Origin of the sequence: Aquamicrobium ahrensii (genome assembly GCF_040545755.1) — a bacterium.
GTDB classification, from domain to species: domain Bacteria; phylum Pseudomonadota; class Alphaproteobacteria; order Rhizobiales; family Rhizobiaceae; genus Mesorhizobium; species Mesorhizobium ahrensii.
The window spans coordinates 257,526-275,503 of sequence record NZ_JBEPMN010000004.1; the positions used below are offsets into that span (position 1 = coordinate 257,526).

19 protein-coding genes and 1 pseudogene are annotated in these 17,978 nt (G+C 64.9%); all 20 read right to left on the bottom strand.

What is annotated here, in order from left to right; all coding sequences use genetic code 11:
* Window positions 1-90 precede the first annotated feature (90 nt).
* Window positions 91-1,131, bottom strand: a pseudogene (locus tag ABID44_RS08270) (recombinase family protein); the annotation flags it as partial.
* Window positions 1,128-1,517, bottom strand: a complete 390-nt coding sequence (locus ABID44_RS08275; RefSeq protein WP_354151214.1) for an HVO_A0114 family putative DNA-binding protein — start codon at window positions 1,515-1,517, stop codon at window positions 1,128-1,130. The pseudogene ABID44_RS08270 and the gene ABID44_RS08275, both read right to left, overlap by 4 nt.
* Window positions 1,514-1,867 (bottom strand): toxin-antitoxin system TumE family protein, encoded by a 354-nt coding sequence (locus ABID44_RS08280; protein WP_354151215.1) that lies wholly within the window; start codon window positions 1,865-1,867, stop codon window positions 1,514-1,516. The genes ABID44_RS08275 and ABID44_RS08280 overlap by 4 nt, the downstream gene beginning before the upstream one ends.
* A complete protein-coding gene (locus ABID44_RS08285; RefSeq protein WP_354151216.1) occupies window positions 1,864-2,184 on the bottom strand; it encodes a hypothetical protein in 321 nt (106 codons plus the stop codon). Before ABID44_RS08285 ends, ABID44_RS08280 begins: the two co-directional genes overlap by 4 nt.
* A 482-nt stretch (window positions 2,185-2,666) precedes the next feature.
* Window positions 2,667-2,888: a DUF2274 domain-containing protein gene (locus ABID44_RS08290; protein ID WP_354151217.1), complete on the bottom strand. Its 222-nt coding sequence runs from the start codon at window positions 2,886-2,888 to the stop codon at window positions 2,667-2,669.
* A 2-nt stretch (window positions 2,889-2,890) separates the two neighbouring features.
* Entirely contained in the window at window positions 2,891-4,027 is a 1,137-nt protein-coding gene (locus ABID44_RS08295; protein WP_354151218.1) for a TraB/TrbI/VirB10 family type IV secretion system protein, read from the bottom strand.
* Window positions 4,024-5,025 (bottom strand): P-type conjugative transfer protein TrbG, encoded by a 1,002-nt coding sequence (trbG, locus tag ABID44_RS08300; RefSeq protein WP_354151219.1) that lies wholly within the window; start codon window positions 5,023-5,025, stop codon window positions 4,024-4,026. Before trbG ends, ABID44_RS08295 begins: the two co-directional genes overlap by 4 nt.
* Complete coding sequence (gene trbF, locus ABID44_RS08305; protein ID WP_354151220.1) at window positions 5,022-5,711, bottom strand: conjugal transfer protein TrbF; 690 nt, start codon at window positions 5,709-5,711, stop codon at window positions 5,022-5,024. The genes trbG and trbF overlap by 4 nt, the downstream gene beginning before the upstream one ends.
* On the bottom strand, window positions 5,708-7,081 hold the full coding sequence (gene trbL, locus ABID44_RS08310) for a P-type conjugative transfer protein TrbL (RefSeq protein WP_354151221.1): 1,374 nt from the start codon (window positions 7,079-7,081) through the stop codon (window positions 5,708-5,710). The genes trbF and trbL overlap by 4 nt, the downstream gene beginning before the upstream one ends.
* A 2-nt stretch (window positions 7,082-7,083) precedes the next feature.
* Entirely contained in the window at window positions 7,084-7,350 is a 267-nt protein-coding gene (trbK-alt, locus tag ABID44_RS08315; protein ID WP_354151222.1) for a putative entry exclusion protein TrbK-alt, read from the bottom strand.
* Between the two features lie 14 nt (window positions 7,351-7,364).
* Complete coding sequence (trbJ, locus tag ABID44_RS08320) at window positions 7,365-8,141, bottom strand: P-type conjugative transfer protein TrbJ (protein ID WP_354151223.1); 777 nt, start codon at window positions 8,139-8,141, stop codon at window positions 7,365-7,367.
* Window positions 8,138-10,630, bottom strand: coding sequence for a conjugal transfer protein TrbE (gene trbE / locus ABID44_RS08325; protein ID WP_354151224.1), 2,493 nt, complete (start codon window positions 10,628-10,630; stop codon window positions 8,138-8,140). The genes trbJ and trbE overlap by 4 nt, the downstream gene beginning before the upstream one ends.
* A 10-nt stretch (window positions 10,631-10,640) precedes the next feature.
* On the bottom strand, window positions 10,641-10,922 hold the full coding sequence (locus tag ABID44_RS08330) for a VirB3 family type IV secretion system protein (RefSeq protein ID WP_354151225.1): 282 nt from the start codon (window positions 10,920-10,922) through the stop codon (window positions 10,641-10,643).
* Window positions 10,922-11,254: a TrbC/VirB2 family type IV secretion system protein gene (locus ABID44_RS08335; protein WP_354151226.1), complete on the bottom strand. Its 333-nt coding sequence runs from the start codon at window positions 11,252-11,254 to the stop codon at window positions 10,922-10,924. Before ABID44_RS08335 ends, ABID44_RS08330 begins: the two co-directional genes overlap by 1 nt.
* Window positions 11,251-12,231: a P-type conjugative transfer ATPase TrbB gene (gene trbB / locus ABID44_RS08340; RefSeq protein WP_354151227.1), complete on the bottom strand. Its 981-nt coding sequence runs from the start codon at window positions 12,229-12,231 to the stop codon at window positions 11,251-11,253. Before trbB ends, ABID44_RS08335 begins: the two co-directional genes overlap by 4 nt.
* A 147-nt stretch (window positions 12,232-12,378) precedes the next feature.
* Window positions 12,379-12,840: a ribbon-helix-helix domain-containing protein gene (locus ABID44_RS08345; RefSeq protein WP_354151228.1), complete on the bottom strand. Its 462-nt coding sequence runs from the start codon at window positions 12,838-12,840 to the stop codon at window positions 12,379-12,381.
* A 10-nt stretch (window positions 12,841-12,850) separates the two neighbouring features.
* A complete protein-coding gene (locus ABID44_RS08350; protein WP_354151229.1) occupies window positions 12,851-14,839 on the bottom strand; it encodes a conjugal transfer protein TraG in 1,989 nt (662 codons plus the stop codon).
* Between the two features lie 184 nt (window positions 14,840-15,023).
* Entirely contained in the window at window positions 15,024-15,944 is a 921-nt protein-coding gene (locus ABID44_RS08355; RefSeq protein ID WP_354151230.1) for a LysR family transcriptional regulator, read from the bottom strand.
* A 56-nt stretch (window positions 15,945-16,000) separates the two neighbouring features.
* Window positions 16,001-16,972, bottom strand: coding sequence for a quinone oxidoreductase family protein (locus ABID44_RS08360; RefSeq protein ID WP_354151271.1), 972 nt, complete (start codon window positions 16,970-16,972; stop codon window positions 16,001-16,003).
* Between the two features lie 2 nt (window positions 16,973-16,974).
* Window positions 16,975-17,958 carry an aldo/keto reductase gene (locus ABID44_RS08365; RefSeq protein ID WP_354151231.1) on the bottom strand — a complete coding sequence of 328 codons (984 nt, stop codon included), beginning with the start codon at window positions 17,956-17,958 and terminating at the stop codon, window positions 16,975-16,977.
* Window positions 17,959-17,978: the final 20 nt, after the last annotated feature.

Consider the following 17,978-nt stretch of genomic DNA (forward strand, 5'->3'; position numbering starts at 1 on the left):
GATCCGCTCGGGGTCCAGCAGCCTTTCCTCGATATGCGTCACCACCATGCGGTCGAGCTTATCCATCGGGATCGCGCGGCCCTTGCAGCCGGTTTCGCCCTGCCGCGCCCGGATCGAGCAAGCATAATAGCGATAGCGGCCGTTCTTGCCGGTGCGCAGCGTCATGGCCCCGCCGCAATTGCCGCAATAGCAAATGCCGGTCAGCAGGTTCGGGCCGCTGACCACGCGAGGCGGCGTCACCTTCGGATTGTTGACCTTCAAGCGATTCTGCACTGCCTCGAAAATCTCAAGGTCGATTAGCGGCGGCACCGGGACGGTGACGATTTCTTCCTCGGGCTTCACCACCCCCTTGTTGGAGCGGCGATTGAAGCGATGCTCGCCGATATAGGTGCGGCGGGTCAGCACACGGTGAAGCTGGCCGATACCCCAACGCCCGCCGTTGCGGGTGAACATGCGGTGCTTGTTCAGATAGTTGACGATGTTCTTGACGCCCATGGGGCCGGACATGCCGTCGCCTTCCGATGCGAGACGGAAGATCAGCCGCACTGTGTCGGCATGGAGCGGGTCGATCTCCAGCTTCTTCTTCATCTTCGCGCCGCGCTGCTCGGCATCGACGACACGGTAGCCGATGGGAGGAAGGGAGCCGTTCCAGAAGCCTTGCCGCGCATTCTCCTTCAAGGCCCGCATGACGTGCTTGCCGTTCTCCTTCGACTGATACTCATCGAATAGCGCCATGATCTGCCGCATCATGACGTGCATGGGGTCGTCGCCCATTTCCTGCGTGATGGACAACAGCTTGACGCCGTTCTTGGCGAGCTTCCTGACGTTGAACTCCAGCTCGAAGTGATCGCGGAAGAAACGGCTGAATGAGTGGACCACGACAACATCAAAAGGCGCGGGCTTGGACGTGCCGGCCTCGATCATCCGTTGAAACTCGGGGCGGCGGTCATTGGTGGCGGACGCGCCGGCTTCTACGAAGGTTTCGACAAGCTGATAGCCGCGCGACGCGCAATAGGCTTCGCCCTGCTTGCGCTGGTCGGGGATCGACACGTCATGCTCTGCCTGCCGAGTGGTGGAGACGCGCAGGTAGAGTGCAGCGCGCAGCGCAACATGGGGACTTTGCATATTCATAGTGCGCCTCCTTTCGCGGCCGGGCGCTGGATCAGCGGCAGTTCCAGCGACACGCGATCATGCAACACCTTCGGCATCAGCTTTCGACCCTCGCCGGGGTCCATGCGGATCAGGCCGTAGCTCGCCATCGTCTTGAGGGTTCGGGACAGGCTCGGTTTGGTCCGCCCGGTGATTTGCGACAGTTCCTCCAGCGAGCCGGGAGACTGCTCGTCGATGACGCGCAGCAACTCGCGGTTCCCGCTGGACAGGATTTGCGCGAAGGATTCCGTTGACGTGAACCACACCTTCGGATCGTCCGCCGCTGGCTTTTCCTCGCCGCGCGCGATCCGCACGGTACGGGCCTTCATTTCTTCATAGTCGGCAATCCCGACTTTCAATGTGGTCATAGGGCACCTCGCTCCTTCAAAACCGCGTCTGCCGCCTGCCAGAAGTCGGCCAACAGCGTGGCCGCATCCTCGTAGGCGTAGGGCTTCACGGTCTGGAGACGATGCCTATGGTCCATCGGCTCGCCCCTCCTGCCTCGGCCGACCGGATGGGCATTGTCGAAACCAACCAGCCGTTCGCCCGAAGGCCCGTGAAGCGTGAGCGAGTAATCGAGGCCGTGCGGCTTTTCCGGCGAGGCCGGAACGCGGGTGACAACGAATTTCACCCAATGGCCGCCCTCGGGATCGACAACGAGCACCTGACCGTCGAGGTGAAGAAGCGTGTCGAGGCTCGGGTCACGATCCTCGCTCATGGCTTTTTGTTACCATCAGATGGTAACTTATACAAGCCTTCATTGTCAGGATCGTCGATTGGCCCGAACAGCCGGTCGAGCACGTCCCCGAAATACCGCTCGAAGATTTGCAGTTCCTCCTCGGTGATCGGCACCTTCTCGGGCCAGTCGTCGACGACGGGCAACGACTCCACATCGACGATGCGAAGCGGCGACCTGCGGCGCTCCCGGCCGTCCGGCGTGGGTTCGTCAGCATAGTCGAAAAGATCGTCGGGAAGTGTCTCGGGGACCGACTGTCGCGGTCGTCCCTTGCGGGCGCGGCGGCGCTCTGCGCACATGGAATCCTCCTTGGTTCTGGTGGATTCTGGGGTGCTCCAGACCCCGGAATTAGGCGAACCATGGAGGGCAGTCGGCGGGCTGTAGCGTGCCGCATTTGCGTGTATGCGCTGGCGGCACCCCTTTCATTGAGGCGACGCACGATGCGTCTTGTCTCAACGCTCGTCGCAATCCATATATTACGTGTGAGTGTTTAGCCTGACAGGTCTGGTGGGTTGGGGTTCGATTCCCCTTCATGTTCTCTGTCTCGGTGGCCTTCTAACCTTCATTACCCTTTGGGTAATGGCTTATGCCGTTGAACTGCTGTCAGCGTCGAATGGAAAGGAGAACCGCATGGAAACAGAAACTGCCTTTAAGACTGAGAAACCCAAACTAAAACTGGCTTCGGCCATCAATACAATTTGGGCCATCGGGACAGGCGCATGGTCTGGTGCGGCCCTGTCAGGCTAAACACTCACTTTCCTATCAGCTGCCGAGAAACCGCCTATACCGTTGTTCGCCGTGCCTTTGCGAACCCGCGATCCGTAGCGATGAAGCGCTCCAGCATGGGCACGATCAGCCTGACGGGATCGGCGGCAGGCTGGCCGCTCTCGCGGGCCAGCACCTCGGCATAGGCGACTAGGTCGCGGTGAAGCGGCGCAGGCAGCTCTAGCGTGATCTTCACGGGCTTGTCGTCGGGCAACGGGCCAAGTTTCAGCTTGGTCATGGTCAACCTCCTGTCGGCTCGAACACAAGGTCGCGCGTGACGATGATGCGAACCGGGAACCCCGGCCGAATGGTCAGCGTGGGCGCGACCTGCAACTGACGCTGCACGATCTGCAGGCCCGCCTGGTTGACGGTATCCTGCGCCCCGTCGCGGATGGCACTGATGAGGCGGTCCTCGTCGCTGGTGGCAAGTTCGGTTCCGACCGCGAGCAGCGTGGATAGCCCTGCGGCCTTCATCAGATCCCACCAATGATAATCGACGCCATCCTCAAGCCCGGCATAGCCGCTGGCATCCGCGCCCGGCAGGCGCTCCAGAACGATGGAACGGCCGCCGGGCAGGATCAGGCGATTCCACACCAGCAACACGCGGCGCTGGCCGAAGGTCACGCCATCATCATACTGGCCGATGATGCGCGTTCCCTGCGGGATCAGGAGCAGGCTGCCGGTCGGGCTGTCATAGACGTTCTCCGTCACCTGCGCGGTGATCTGGCCCGGTAGGTCCGAACGGATGCCGGTGATGAGCGCGGCCGGGATCACGGCCCCGGCCTGAAGGATGTAGGGCGATGCCGGGGGCGTAACGCGATCCGGGGCGACGGTCTGCCTGTCCACCGGGCCGTTGAGAAACACCCCGTGGCGATCCTGTGTCGCGGGCTGTCCACCAAGGCCAAGGCCGGCGAGGCCGGGCATGGCCGTCCCAGCCGGCGCTCCTGTGCGCGGGCCTGACTGAAAGAACACGTTGCTCAAGCGCGCGGCTTCTTCCTCGGCGCGGCGGCGTTCTTCTGCGGGATCGACGGCGGGCGTCGTCATGACGGGCGGCGTGACCGGCTGTCCTCTGTTCTGCGCGTCGAGGATCGGACGGCCGAGGTCGCCCGGCAATGCCGGCCCCAGGACAGGGCCGGTATAGTCGCGCGGCAAGCCGGACAGGCCGTCCGCCGTGGGCCGGTTCTCGGTCGAATAGAGTTCGTCCCCTCCCGGCTCTGCATCGCGGGTCTGGAGTGCGTAGATCAGCGCGCCGCCGATGCCGAGCAAGGCGACAGCGCCGACGCCTGCCAACATCTTGCGGGACAGGCGCGTGACACGGGGCGTTTCGGCGCGCAGGCGCATGGGGGCGGCGGTGTCGGTGCTTGTGGTGTCTGTCATGACGGGGTGTCTCCGGTCGCGCTGGCGGGCTGCGCGGCGGCGGCCTGCGTCGGGTTGATGCGGACGATCCTGACGACCTGCTGGCGATTGCCGCTGCCAAGGCGCAACTCCGCCGCGCCGAACAGGCGATCCACGATCAGGACGTTCTGATGGACGCGGCTGTTGACGATCTGCGGTTCGCCGTCTGTGCCAAGCACGAAGATCGGCGGCATCTCGCCCTGCACGATCCCGGCCGGGAAGACAACATAGACGCGGCGGCCATCGTCGAAGACCGAGACGGGCCGCCACGGCGGGCTGTCGCCCTGCACCTGCAACCCATAGCGATAGTTCCGCGCCGCCTCGGTCGGGATGATCGGCGCGGCCGGGACGGTTTGGCGCTGGCCGGGCGGTGGCGCGGGATAGGCCCATGTGACGGCGGGCATGTAGAGCGATTCCCGCGCGCGCAGCTCGATCATGTAGGTGCGCCGGTCTGTGGTGACGACAAGGTTGGTGGAAATGTCCGGTCGTGTCGGCTTCACGAGGATATGGATACGGCGGTTCGCACCGCTGCCGCTCTCCGTGTCGCCGATGATCCAGCGGGCGGTGTCGCCCGCCGCAATCGGCCCCGCGCCGGTCAGGCTTTCGCCCGGCTCCAGCGCGATCGTCGTGATCTGCCCGACTGCGGCATAGACCTGATAGAGCGCGCCTTCGCTCCACGGGAAAACCTGTATGGCGTTGTAGTAGCCTTCGCGGCGGGGTTCGACGCGGGCGGCGGCGTTGGCGTTCTCGACGCGGCCGGTCGGCGTGCCTGCGGCGGTGCCGCCGCGCGCCACCGTCCATGCCGGGGGCACATGCAACGGCCGGGGCGTGTCGTTGGTGACGGCCGCCTGCACGGTCGGCAGCGGCGGCACGCTGGCGTCGTAGCTGAATTGCGGTGTCCGGTTGGTGGCGCAGCCTGCGAGCATGGTCGCCGAAAGCAGCATGGCCGCAATTGTGGGGGTGCGGATGATTGTCCTCATTGGCTCATCTCCCGCGACCACGAAATTGCATTGACGTAGATGCCGAGCGGGTTGGCGCGCAGCCGTTCGGCGTCGCGCGGGGTCTGGATCACGATGGTCAGGATGGCGGTCCATCGCTCCGTGGTAGAGAGCTGGCCGTTCTCGAAATGGCGTTCGGTCCACGCTACCCGGAAGCTGTTCGGGGATGCGCGGATGACGCTCGAGACCTCGACGGCCACCTGCTGGCGGCCAACCTTGGCGAAGGGATCATTGGCGCGGGCGTAATCGTTGAGCGCCGCCGCACCGCGATCCGTGGTCCATTCATAAGCCCGAAGCCAGTTCTGGCGGACAATGATGGCGTCGGCCGGGATCGCGCGGACCTGCTCGATGAAGCGGCCGAGATGGAAAGCAATTTGCGGATCGGTCGGGCGATAGTCGGCAGCAGCCGGCGCGACGGTTTGCGCCTGACCGAGATTGTCCACTTGCACCACCCACGGCACCACGGTCCCGCGCGCAGACTGCCAGACCAGCGCCGAGGCGAAGCCCGCCGACAGGATCAGGGAGCCGAAGGCCATGAGCCGCCAGTTTTTCGCTTGCACACGGGCCGAGCCGATGCGCTCGTCCCATGCCTGCGCGGCCTTCTGATAGGGCGTCTCGGGTTCTGGCGATTTGCCGTAATGGGTGGCTGGTCGTTTGAAGATGCTCATGAGCGGTCACTTTCGGAAAGGTTGATGGAAGAACCGGAGCCGTGGCTGTCGCCGGAGCGCACCGCATGGGCGGCCATGGTCGTGCCGTGGTTCATGGCCTGTGAGCGGCGCATCTGCTGCGCCCAAGCGGGAGGGCTGCCGGCCGGGCCGGATGGTGCTGCGACAGGATCGGCGCTAGCGCCGCCGACCGTGCCTGCGGTGGATGAGCCGCCCGTCACACCGAAGGCCGCGCGTGCGCCATCGGCGAAGCTGGATTTGACGCTTTCGCTGGCGCGGGTGGCGGCGCGTTTGAGGGGCGAGCTAGCCGCCGATCCTGCTGCGCGCGCGACACCGCCAAGGCCGGACGCGACACCGGCCGCGCCGGACTGACCGAGCGAGCCGACGCTGTAGGCTGCCGTTGCCGCGCCCGCGGTGGCCGCACCGCCGCGAACGGCCGCGGCCCCGCCGGACAGGGCAGCAGCGCCGCCCTTCGCGGCAAGCATGGCCCCGCCACCGGCCGCCGCGCCACCGGCAAGCATCATGCCGCCAGCAGCGAGGCCCGTGCCAATGGCCGCGCCTGCGCCGAGCTGCGGCCCGCCCGATACGATGCCGTTGGCGATTCCGGGGCCGAAAATGCCGAGGCCGAGCAGCGACAGTGCGGCGAGCACAATCGCCATCGCGTCGTCGATGCTCGGGGTTGCCCCGCCGAAACCGGCCGTGAACTGCGAAAACAGGGTGCTGCCGATGCCGATGATGACGGCAAGCACCAGAACCTTGATGCCGGACGACACCACGTTGCCCAAGACCTTCTCGGCCATGAAGGCGGTCTTGCCGAACAGGCCGAAGGGGATCAGCACGAAGCCGGCGAGCGTCACCAATTTGAACTCTATCAGCGTCACGAAAAGCTGGATGGCGAGGATGAAGAAAGCGAGCACGACCAGCGCCCATGCGAACAGCAGGCAAGCGATCTGGATGAAGTTTTCAAAGAAGGCGATCCAGCCCATCAGGTCGGAAATGGAATCGAGCAGCGGGCGGCCGGCGTCGAGGCCGGTCTGCGCGACGCGGCCCGGCCGCATCAGATCGGTGACGGAAAAGCCGGTGCCCGACGCCATGAGGCCGAGGCCGGCGAAGCTCTCGAAGACGATGCGGGCGAGGTTGTTCCAATTGCCGATGATGTAGGCGAAGACGCCGACAAACAGGGTCTTTTTCACCAGCCGCGCGATAATGTCGTCATCCGCGCCCCATGCCCAAAAGAGCGCGGCGAGCGTCACGTCGATGACGATCAGCGTCGTGGCGATGAAGGCGACCTCGCCGCCGAGCAGACCGAAACCGCTGTCGATGTAGGAGGTGAATACGCCGAGGAAATTGTCGATGACGCCCGTGTTGCCCATGGTCAGCGCGCCTCGCTGCGATCACGGCCGAGGAAGCGGTCGCGGGATTGCGCCCATGCGGCGAGGCAGCCGGCGTCGCTCGCCGCCGCCTCGCCGAGTTGCTGGCAACGGCGCAGGGTTTCGCGCAGGGGATCGGCTGGCGGCTGGAGGGCCGGCGCGGCGGGCGGCGCGGAAGGTTCGTCCTTCCGCGCCATGTCGATTGCGGTCACTGTCAAGGCAATCGCAACGAACACCACGGCCCCGAGCCGGGCCAGCATCTTGCCGTCCATGGCGAACCTCCGGGTCAGTTGTTGCCGTTGTTGAACATCTGCGCGTTGCCCGGCTGGTAGCCGGTGCCGGGCGTCAGGAACCGCTCACGCTGGATGCGGCCCTGTTCGGCGGCGGTCGCGCGCTCGGCCTCGGTCAGCGCGTCGGCGCGGCCGGTTGCCGCGATGACCGCGATCAGGTCGGAAAGCTGTTGCGACTGGAGCGCGAGAAGCTGGTTCCCCGCCTGCGTCGCCTGCAATGCCCCGGTCGCGCCCTGACTCTGGCCGACAAGTGCGGCCATCTCGGCGCGGTTGCTGTCGATATTGCCAACGGCCCCTGCCTGCACGCGCATGGCGTCCTGCAAGCCGCCGACCGTGTTCTCCCAGCGGCTGCGCGCATCGGCGACAAGCTGGGCATCGGTCGCCGAAAGCGAGACATTGCCATATTGCTGCTGGAACGCTTGGTCGATCTGCCCGACCTCGAACGCGATGTTCTGGGCTTGGCCCAAAAGCTGCTGCGTCCGCTGGACGTTCTGCTGGAGCTGCTGGAGAGAGCTATGCGGCAGGCTCGCAAGGTTGCGGGCCTGATTGACGAGCATCTGCGCCTCGTTCTGGAGACTCTGAATCTGGTTATTGATTTGCTCCAGAGTCCGCGCTGCCGTGAGGACGTTCTGCGCGTAGTTGCTCGGGTCATAGACGATGCGGCCGAAGCCGAATTGCGCATGGGCCGGGCTTGCCAGCATGGGCGAAAGCGCGCTCGCGCCGGCGAGCGCCAGCGCGAGGGCCGAGGCCCCGACGATCTTGGAATAGGTCATGGAAGAATCTCCTGTGTGGGGTGGGTATCGGGCGCGGCCCGCACGGTGGATTCCGGCGGGTCGGCAAGATTGGTGAGGTTGGGGATCAGCTCGGCCGCCCAATCGACGCCGCGCGCCCGTAGCCATGCGGCGAGGAAACCGTCGCGGCCGTGTTCCGCGACGATCTGCGCAATGAGCGTCTGGTCGGATTTGGCGGATGCGGCGCAGAGCGCGAGGCCGACTTCGGACAGGCCCAACTCGAACAGCCGGTTGCCCCTGCGGCTTTGGCAGTAGTAATCCCGCTTGGGCGTGGCCCGTGCCAGAATCTCGATCTGCCGGTCATTGAGGCCGAAGCGGCGATAGATGGCCGTGATCTGCGGCTCGATGGCGCGCTCGTTCGGCAGCAAGAGCCGCGTCGGGCAGCTTTCGATGATGGCGGGCGCGATGTTGCTGCCGTCGATGTCGGACAGGCTTTGCGTGGCGAAGATGACGCTGGCGTTCTTCTTGCGCAGCGTCTTCAGCCATTCGCGGAGCTGGCCGGCAAACCCCTCGTCGTCCAGCGCAAGCCAACCCTCGTCGATGATGAGCAGCGTCGGCCGCCCGTCGAGCCGGTCGCCGATGCGATGAAACAGATAGGCGAGCACGGCCGGGGCCGCGCCGGTCCCGACCAGCCCCTCGATCTCGAACGCCTGCACGTCCGCCGAGCCAAGATGTTCGGCTTCGGCGTCGAGCAGCCGGCCATAGGCACCGCCGATGCAAAACGGGCGCAATGCTTGCTTCAAGTCGTTCGACTGGAGCAGCACGGTAAGGCCGGTGATGGTGCGCTCCTCGACCGGCGCGGACGCAAGCGAAGTCAGCGCCGTCCAAAGATGCTCCTTCACCTCCGGCGTGATGGCGACGCCCTCGCGCATAAGGATGGCGGCAATCCAGTCGCCGGCCCATGCCCGTTCATAGGTGTCGTGGATGCGGGCGAGCGGCTGGAGCGAAACGGACGCCTCGGCTCCTTCTGTCAGCCCGCCGCCGAGGTCGTGCCAGTCGCCGCCCATGGCGAGCGCGGCCGCCCTGATGCTGCCGCCGAAATCGAAGGCAAACACTTGCGATCCCGCATAGCGGCGGAACTGGAGCGCCATGAGCGCCAGCAGCACGGATTTACCCGCGCCCGTGGGGCCGACGACGAGGGTGTGGCCTACGTCGCCGACATGGAGGGAAAACCGGAACGGGGTTGAGCCTTCGGTCTTTCCAAAGAGCAAAGGGGGCGCACCGAAATGCTCGTCCCGTTCCGGCCCCGCCCACACCGCTGAAAGCGGGATCATGTGGGCGAGATTCAAAGTGCTGATGGGTGGCTGCCGTACGTTGGCGTAGGCGTGTCCGGGCAGACTGCCGAGCCATGCGTCAACCGCGTTCACGGTCTCGGCCATGACGGTGAAGTCGCGGCCCTGAACGATCTTCTCGACCAGGCGCAGCTTCTCGTCGGCAATGCGCGGGTCGGCATCCCATACCGTCACCGTGGCGGTGACGTAGGCCATGCCTGCCACGTCCGCGCCGAGTTCCTGCAAGGCCATGTCGGCGTCGAGCGCCTTGTTCGCCGCGTCGGTGTCCACAAGCGCGGATGCCTCGTTGGTCATCACTTCTTTGAGAATCGCGGCGATGGACTTGCGCTTGGCGAACCATTGCCGCCTGATCTTCGTAAGCAGCCGGGTCGCATCGGCCTTGTCGAGCAGGATCGCGCGGGTGCTCCACCTGTAGGGGAACGGCAGCCGGTTCATCTCGTCGAGCAGGCCCGGCGTCGTCGCGGTCGGAAATCCCACGATGGTCAGCACGCGCAGATGTGCGTCGCCAAGGCGCGGCTCCAGCCCGCCGGTCAACGGCTGGTCGGCGAGCAGCGCGTCGAGGTGCATCGGCACCTCGGGAACGCGCACGCGATGCCGGTTGGTCGAGACAGTGGAATGGAGATAGGTCAGCGTGCCCGTGTCATCGAGCCAGCGACATTCCGGCATGAAACCGTCGAGCAGCGCCAGCACGCGGTCGGTGCGGTCCACGAAGCCGCGCAGCAGTTCACACGAGTCCACGCCCGTTTTCTCTCGGCCCTCGTAGAGCCATGCCTCAGTTCGGGCGGCTTCCTCGGCCGGGGGCAGCCATAGGAAGGTGAGGAAATAGCCGGACACGAAATGCGCGTCCGCTTCCTCGAAACCGGCTTTGCGCTCGGCATCGACCAGCGCGGATGCGGCATCGGGAAAGGCGCTGTCGGGATAGGTCGCGGCTTCGCTGCGCTGTGCCTCCACGAAGATGCTCCAGCCGGAGCCGAGACGGCGCACGGCATTGCTGATGCGGCCGGCGACGGCGACCAGCTCGGCGGCGACGGCGGAATCCAGATCGGGACCGCGAAACTTCGCCGTCCTCTGAAAACTCCCGTCCTTGTTCAAGACGACGCCGGAGCCGACCAGCGCCGCCCATGGCAGATAGTCGGCGAGCCGGGTGGCGGTGCGGCGGTATTCTGCAAGGTTCATCATGGCCGCACCCTCACACCGACAGAAAAGCCGGGATGCGGATATGCCGCCGCCCGACCTCGACGAATTGAGGATCGCGTTTCGCCGCCCATACCGCCGCGAAATGGCCGATTGCCCAAATGGCGATGCCGACCAGCCAGAGGCGCAGACCGAGACCCAAGGCCCCGGCCAGCGTGCCGTTCAGAATCGCGATGGAGCGCGGTGCGCCGCCGAGCAGGATATGCTCGGTCAGCGCCCGGTGGACGGGGATTGAAAATCCCGGCACCGCGTCGAGTTGTTCAAGGCCGCCCGCCATCAGATGAGCGCCCCGCCGCCGAACGAGAAGAACGACAGGAAGAAGCTCGACGCTGCGAACGCGATGGACAGGCCGAACACGATCTGGATCAGCTTGCGAAAGCCGCCGCCCGTATCGCCGAAGGCCAAAGTCAGGCCGGTCACGATGATGATGATGACGGCGATGATCTTGGCGACCGGCCCTTCGATGGACTGGAGGATGCTCTGGAGCGGCGCTTCCCACGGCATCGACGAACCGGACGCATGTGCGGCCGGGGTGAGCACGAAGCTGATTGCAAGGGTGGATGCGGCAGTCGCGGCGAAGCGATAGCCGCGCGAAAACGTGCGGATCATGAAGATTCTCCTGTGTTGGGGGTGGCTTGGATGATGCGGTAGTCGCCGTCCGGTCCCAGCCCCTCGACGCGGGCGAGTTCGGCCACCCGGCGCGCGGAACCGCGCCCGGAAAGGACGGCAACAAGGTTGATTGTCTCGGCGATCAGCGCGCGCGGGACTGTGACGACAGCCTCTTGGATGAGCTGTTCAAGGCGACGCAGCGCGCCGATGCCGGTGCCCGCATGGATGGTGCCGATCCCGCCCGGATGGCCTGTGCCCCATGCTTTGAGCAAGTCGAGGGCTTCCGATCCGCGCACCTCGCCGATGGGGATGCGGTCGGGGCGCAGGCGCAGCGAGGAACGAACCAGATCGGAAAGCGTCGCTACGCCGTCTTTCGTCCGCATGGCGACAAGGTTGGGCGCGGCGCATTGCAGCTCGCGCGTGTCCTCGATAATGACGACGCGATCCGCCGTCTTCGCCACCTCGGCGAGCAGCGCGTTGGTCAGCGTGGTCTTGCCGGTCGAGGTGCCGCCCGCCACCAAGATATTGGCGCGGGACTGGACAGCGGCGCGTAGCGTATCCGCCTGATCGGCGGACATGATGCCCGCCGCCACATAGTCGTCGAGCGTGAACACCGCGACGGCGGGCTTGCGAATGGCGAAGGTCGGCGCGGCGACCACGGGCGGCAGCAGGCCCTCGAACCGCTCCCCGCTCTCGGGCAGCTCGGCCGAGACGCGCGGGCTGCGGGCATGAACCTCTGCACCGACATGATGCGCGACCAGCCGGACGATGCGTTCGCCATCGACGGCGGACAGCCGCTCGCCCGTATCGGAAAGCCCTTCGGACAGGCGGTCGATCCACAACCGCCCGTCCGGGTTCAACATCACCTCGACCACGGCCGGGTCTTCGAGCAGCCGGGCGATGGCGGGGCCAAGCGCGGTGCGCAACATGCGTGCGCCGCGCGCAATGGCTTCCGGTTTTTGATGGTTGGTGGTCATGTCGGCCCCGGCTTCTGGTGGGGACGCGACAGGCAATCCCCGGATCGGGGTCGATTAAGAGAGGCCCAAATCGGGCCGGTTCAACAAGTATCTAGCTGCGTGCGGTGATCGGCGGCGAACGGCGGTAAATAGGATGGGTCCGAATACTTACTCTTGATCGCCGCTGTTCCCGGCCTCGTCTCGCACCGGGTCATCGGGAAGTGAGTCGATGTCGCGCGACAGCTCTTTGAGGAACCTGTCGCCCGTCGCCAGACGCCGGCCGAGACTCTGCACGAAGCCCTCGAACCGCTCCGCGCCTTTCGCGCGGGCGGCGGATTGTGCGGCTCCTGAAAGCGGCGGCGTGAGGGTCATCCAGAAATGGATGAACTGCGCGACCGTCTCGCCGAGAACGGCGAGATCTAGGTCGAGCGTGTCGATCTGGCGGCCGAGCTTGTCCAAGCGGCGCGACATGGCCGCTTCGAGCTGGTCGGCGGAATCGCCGGACAGGTAGGACATGACGGCCGCCTCCACGATGGCGGATTTCGAGACCTTGCGGCGCAGCGCCATCGCCTCGATCTGCGGAATAAGCACGGGGTCGAAATAGAGATTCAGGCGGCTTCTGGTAGCCATGGGCGTGTCCTCAAAGGTCAATTCCGTCATCGGGATTCAATGCCACCTGCCGCGCGACCATCCTCATGCGCTGGCGCATGGCGCGGGCCTTGGCCGCGTCAACGTCCGGCTCGTCGTCCAGAAACTCGAACTCCTGTTCGGGGGATGGCGGCGGGGCGACGATTTCTTCATGCTCGGGCAATTCCGGCTCGCGGCGGATGCCGCCATTGGCCGGATCGCCGTCGTTCCCGTCTGCGGCGGCCGTCGCGGAACGGCTTTCCGCCGCGACCACGCGGCCGGACCAATCATCGGCAGATGGGCTGGGCGCCAGCGGAGCGGCGATCAGATCGGGCGGGGTCAGGATGCGTTCCTGCAACCGTGCGTCCTCGAAATAGCGGGCTTTGGTGGCGCGAATCGGCGGTGTGCCCGCGACCATCACGATTTCATCGGTGGGCGGAAGCTGCATGATTTCGCCGGGCGTGAGCAGCGGCCGGGCCGTCTCCTGCCGCGACACCATGAGATGCCCCAACCAAGGGGCCAGTCTATGTCCCGCGTAGTTGGTGGAATCGCGCAACTCGGTTGCGGTGCCCAGCGCGTCACTCACCCTTTTGGCGGTGCGTTCGTCGTTCGTGGCGAAGCTGACGCGCACATGGCAATTGTCGAGAATGGCGTTATTCGGCCCATAAGCGCGCTCGATCTGGTTGAGGCTCTGCGCGATCAGGAAACCTTTGATTCCGTAGCCCGCCATGAAGGCCAAGGCGGACTCGAAAAAATCCAATCTGCCGAGCGCCGGAAACTCGTCGAGCATCAATAGCAGTCGATGGCGCTTGCCGGAGCTGGTCAGTTCCTCGGTCAACCGCCTGCCGATCTGGTTGAGGATCAGGCGGATGAGCGGCTTGGTGCGGTTTATGTCGGACGGCGGCACGACCAGATAGAGCGTGACGGGCTGGCGGCTGCCGACCAGATCGGCAATGCGCCAGTCGCATCGCGCCGTCACGCGCGCCACCACGGGATCGCGGTAGAGGCCGAGAAACGACATGGCGGTGGAGAGCACGCCCGACCGTTCGTTCTCGGATTTGTTCAACAGCTCGCGGGCCGACGACGCGATAACGGGATGAACGCCCGCCTCGCCGAGATGCGGCGTGTCCATCATCGCGCGCAAGGTCGCTTCGACGGGGCGGCGGGGATCGGACAGGAAATTGGCGACGCCCGCCAAGGTCTTGTCCTTCTCCGCATAGAGAACATGCAGGATCGCGCCGACCAGCAGCGAATGGCTGGTCTTTTCCCAATGGTTCCTTTTGTCCAAGCTGCCTTCGGGATCGACCAGAATATCCGCAATGTTCTGCACGTCGCGGACTTCCCATTCCCCTTGCCGGACCTCCAGCAGCGGGTTGTAGGCCGACGATCTGGCGTTGGTCGGATCGAACAGCAGCACCCGGCCGTGCTTCGCGCGGAAACCGGCTGTCAGCGTCCAGTTTTCGCCTTTTATGTCGTGGACAATGGCTGATGCAGGCCATGTCAGCAGCGTCGGCACCACCAGCCCGACACCTTTGCCGCTGCGCGTCGGGGCAAAGCATAGGACATGCTCGGGACCATCATGGCGCAGATAGTCCCGGTCGTAGCGGCCGAGCAGGACGCCATCGGGGCCGAGTAATCCGGCCGAGCGGATTTCCTGATCCTCGGCCCATCGCGCCGATCCGTAGGTGGCGACGTTGCGCGCCTCCCGTGCCCGGATGATCGACATGAGGATGGCGGCGGCGATAGCGAGGAAACCGCCCGATACGGCGATGATGCCGCCCTCTACGAAGATCGCGGGCGCATAGGCGTCGAACGAAAACCACCACCAGAAGAAAGCGGGCGGATAATAGATCGGCAGGCCCGCCAACTCGAACCATGGATTGCCAAGCTGGGGCTGGAAGCCGAGGCGGAACGCTACCCATTGCGTCGCTGCCCACGTCATCACCAGAACAATGGTGAAAACGACAGCGATCTGACCCCAAAGGATTCGGCCTCCGCGCAATGCAGGCTCCAGTCGGCAGAAGAGACGGAGCCGATCAGAGAGTAGGCAAAATCCGGGCGGGCAATAGGAAAGAGGATGCCGGAGGGCGGCCGGATACTATCGGCGGCAAATAGGACGGGTTGCCTCGGGGCGTCGGCTATGTTGCCAGCCTATGATGGCTGGCGGAAACGAATCGCCGCGATAGTCAGTCGGTGCGAACCTTTCGTCCCATGTCGTTTGCGAGTGTCAGCAGGTTGCGCAGCGCGGCGTTACGGTTGGACGGCGACCAGACGGCCGAGAAGGCGACCGGCTCCGGCTCGTCGGCGAAGGGCCGGAACACAATGCCAGACGTGGGCAGCAGCGCCGTCGCCGCTCCGACGATGGTGAGGCCGAAACCCTGTCCCACCATGGACAGCAGCGCGCCGCGCCCAACGTCGAAGCGAAGGATCGACGGCGCGGGCCAGCGTCCGGCATGACGTAGCACGATATGGCTGTGAACTTGCGGGCCGGTGCCGCCATGGCGGACAAGGAATGTCTCGCCCGCCAGATCGACCCACGTGACGGACGCCTGCTCGGCGAGCGGATGCCGCTCTGGTAGCACCGCCAAGAGCGGTTCAGTCCATATGCGCCGGCAATGGCAATCGGGCAGTTCTGGCACACCTGCGACGAACGCTACGTCCAGCCGGTCGGCGCGAAGCTTCATCACCGCATCGCGGGCCGTGCCTTCGGTCATCTCGACTTCGACGCCGGGGTGGTCTTCGCGGTATTGGCCGATCAGCTTTGAGAGGAAGCTGCGGGGGATCAGGGCATGGATGCCGATGCGCAGGCGGCCGCTTTCTCCGGCTGCCGCCATGCCGGCCGTCTTCACCGCATGATCGAGTTGATCGACGCCCGCCGCTATCCGCTCGACGAAGTGGCGTCCGGCCTCGGTCAACCGGACGCCCCGCGCATGGCGCTCGAACAGGAGGATGCCAAGGTCTTCTTCCAACGCCTTCACGCGGGCGCTGACGCTGGATTGCGCCACGCCTAGCGCATTGGCGGCGTGGCGGAAGTTCAGATATTCGGCGACGGCGAGAGTCTGGATCAATGATGCGAGGGGAATGCGCGATCCGAGAGCGGTCGGCACTCGCCATTGACGATCAATTATTGGTGCCGAGCGCCGCCGCATCGCTGCTGTCCGCTTTACGGGGCCAGAAGAAGGCTTCCGGTGGTCCGGCCTGCTTCAAGATCGGCCTGTGCCTGCGGGGCATTGGTCAGGGAATACTCGCCACCGATCTCCGCCGTGATGCCTTTTTGCATAACTTCCAGCAAAGCGGCTGCGGCTTGGGGATAGATAGCTGTATCGGCCGCATAGGCCATGACACTTGGCCTTGCGAGGGAGATCGAGCGGATTGGGCCGATCTCTTCAACCGCCAACGCCGGAATAGGTCCGGCGGCTTGGCCGATGCTTGCAACCGTTCCAAAGCGGCGAGTGCAGGCAAGGCTTTTCATCAACATATCACCGCCGATGCCGTCGATGGTGTAATCCACACCGAGGCCATCGGTCAGGGACGCCACTTCGGAAACCAGATCAGCGTTCCGGCCAATGACGATGTGATCCGCACCATAGCCGAGCGCGATTTCTGCTTTCTCCCGCGATCCTGCCGTTCCGATAACGGTTGCTCCGAGATGCTTCGCCCATCGCACCAGCATTGATCCCAACCCGCCGGCAGCGCCATGCACAAGCAAAGTATCTCCGGCCTTTACAGGCCGGGTGCGCGTGAGCAGCATGTGGGCGGTCAACCCTTTCAGCATCGAGGCGGCAGCGTCCCGAAACGTGATGTCATCAGGAAGCCGGATGAGACGGGCGGCGGGAATAATACGGGTCTGCGCATACGCCCCGACAGGAGCGCCAGCGTAAGCGACCCGATCCCCGATGGCGAAGCCCGTCACGTTTTCGCCGATGGCCTCGACCACGCCCGCGCCTTCGACACCCGGCACCGCCGGAAGCGGCAAAGGGTAAAGCCCGATGCGGTGATAGATGTCGATGAAGTTCACTCCGATGGCGTGGTGCCGGACGCGAACCGTGCCGGGTTTAGGTGGCTCCGATGGGCGATGCCCAACTTCAAGGTTCTCGACGCCGCCCACGCCGGTCATCTGCACGACAGTATTCAAGGTCATGCGTTGACGCCTTTCATACCTTCGGCGGTATAACGCTCACCCGAAACCGGCAGGTTGGACAGGGCCTGCTCAAGCACGGCGGACTCATTCACGCTCAATGCGATGGAAGCAGCCTCCGCGTTTTCTTCGAGATACTTGATCCGCTTGGTGCCGGGGATCGGCACAATGTCGTCGCTCTTGCCGAGTAGCCATGCCAGCGCCACCTGCGCCGGGGTGCAGTCCTTTTGGGCTGCGATGCCGCGCACCACATCGACCAGCGCCGCGTTGGTCGCGGCATTGTCCGGCGCGAAACGCGGCAGGCTCGCACGAAAGTCGCCATCCTCGAACTGCGAGCCAGCCTGAAAACGGCCCGTCAGGAAACCGCGCCCGAGCGGTGAATAGGCGACGAAGCCAATGCCCAACTCGCGGCATGTGGGCAGGATTTCGGCTTCTACATCACGGGTCCAGAGGGAGTATTCGGTCTGAACCGCCGTGACAGGGTGGACGGCATGGGCGCGGCGCAGCGTCTCGGCGTTGACCTCGCAAAGCCCGATATGGCCAATTTTGCCTTCGCGGTGCAGGGCAGCCAGCCCCTCCATCGTTTCTTCGATGGGGCGTTCGCGGTCGATGCGATGGACGTAGTAGAGGTCGATCCGCTCGATCCCCAGCCGCTTGAGCGATCCTTCGCAGGCGCGACGCATGTAGCCGGCGCTGTTGTCGATGCTGCGCGCGTATTCGCCGGGTTTGCGCACGATGCCGAACTTGGTGGCGATCTTCACCTTGGCACGGCTTTCGGCGAGGAAGCGCCCTATCAATTCTTCATTGTGGTGCGGCCCATACATGTCGGCGGTGTCGAGGAAGTCGATGCCGAGATCGACCGCCCGTCGTAGAACCGCCAACGATTCCTCGTCGTCGCGTGGGCCATAGAACTCGCTCATCCCCATACAGCCAAGCCCGATGGCGGAAACCGATAGGTCGGGACCAAGTGTTCGCTGTTGCATTGCTTTGCTCCTTGTTCTTC

Coding starts and splice junctions, on each gene's coding strand:
- ABID44_RS08330 (WP_354151225.1), bottom strand. CDS start 10,922: ATGGCGGGCGGCCTTGAACAACTCGACGCGGTGCCGGGATTTTCAATC.
- trbF (WP_354151220.1), bottom strand. CDS start 5,711: ATGAGCATCTTCAAACGACCAGCCACCCATTACGGCAAATCGCCAGAA.
- trbB (WP_354151227.1), bottom strand. CDS start 12,231: ATGACCACCAACCATCAAAAACCGGAAGCCATTGCGCGCGGCGCACGC.
- ABID44_RS08345 (WP_354151228.1), bottom strand. CDS start 12,840: ATGGCTACCAGAAGCCGCCTGAATCTCTATTTCGACCCCGTGCTTATT.
- trbE (WP_354151224.1), bottom strand. CDS start 10,630: ATGATGAACCTTGCAGAATACCGCCGCACCGCCACCCGGCTCGCCGAC.
- ABID44_RS08280 (WP_354151215.1), bottom strand. CDS start 1,867: ATGAGCGAGGATCGTGACCCGAGCCTCGACACGCTTCTTCACCTCGAC.
- ABID44_RS08365 (WP_354151231.1), bottom strand. CDS start 17,958: ATGCAACAGCGAACACTTGGTCCCGACCTATCGGTTTCCGCCATCGGG.
- trbL (WP_354151221.1), bottom strand. CDS start 7,081: ATGGGCAACACGGGCGTCATCGACAATTTCCTCGGCGTATTCACCTCC.
- ABID44_RS08335 (WP_354151226.1), bottom strand. CDS start 11,254: ATGATCCGCACGTTTTCGCGCGGCTATCGCTTCGCCGCGACTGCCGCA.
- ABID44_RS08285 (WP_354151216.1), bottom strand. CDS start 2,184: ATGTGCGCAGAGCGCCGCCGCGCCCGCAAGGGACGACCGCGACAGTCG.
- ABID44_RS08295 (WP_354151218.1), bottom strand. CDS start 4,027: ATGACAGACACCACAAGCACCGACACCGCCGCCCCCATGCGCCTGCGC.
- trbK-alt (WP_354151222.1), bottom strand. CDS start 7,350: ATGGACGGCAAGATGCTGGCCCGGCTCGGGGCCGTGGTGTTCGTTGCG.
- ABID44_RS08275 (WP_354151214.1), bottom strand. CDS start 1,517: ATGACCACATTGAAAGTCGGGATTGCCGACTATGAAGAAATGAAGGCC.
- trbJ (WP_354151223.1), bottom strand. CDS start 8,141: ATGACCTATTCCAAGATCGTCGGGGCCTCGGCCCTCGCGCTGGCGCTC.
- ABID44_RS08290 (WP_354151217.1), bottom strand. CDS start 2,888: ATGACCAAGCTGAAACTTGGCCCGTTGCCCGACGACAAGCCCGTGAAG.
- trbG (WP_354151219.1), bottom strand. CDS start 5,025: ATGAGGACAATCATCCGCACCCCCACAATTGCGGCCATGCTGCTTTCG.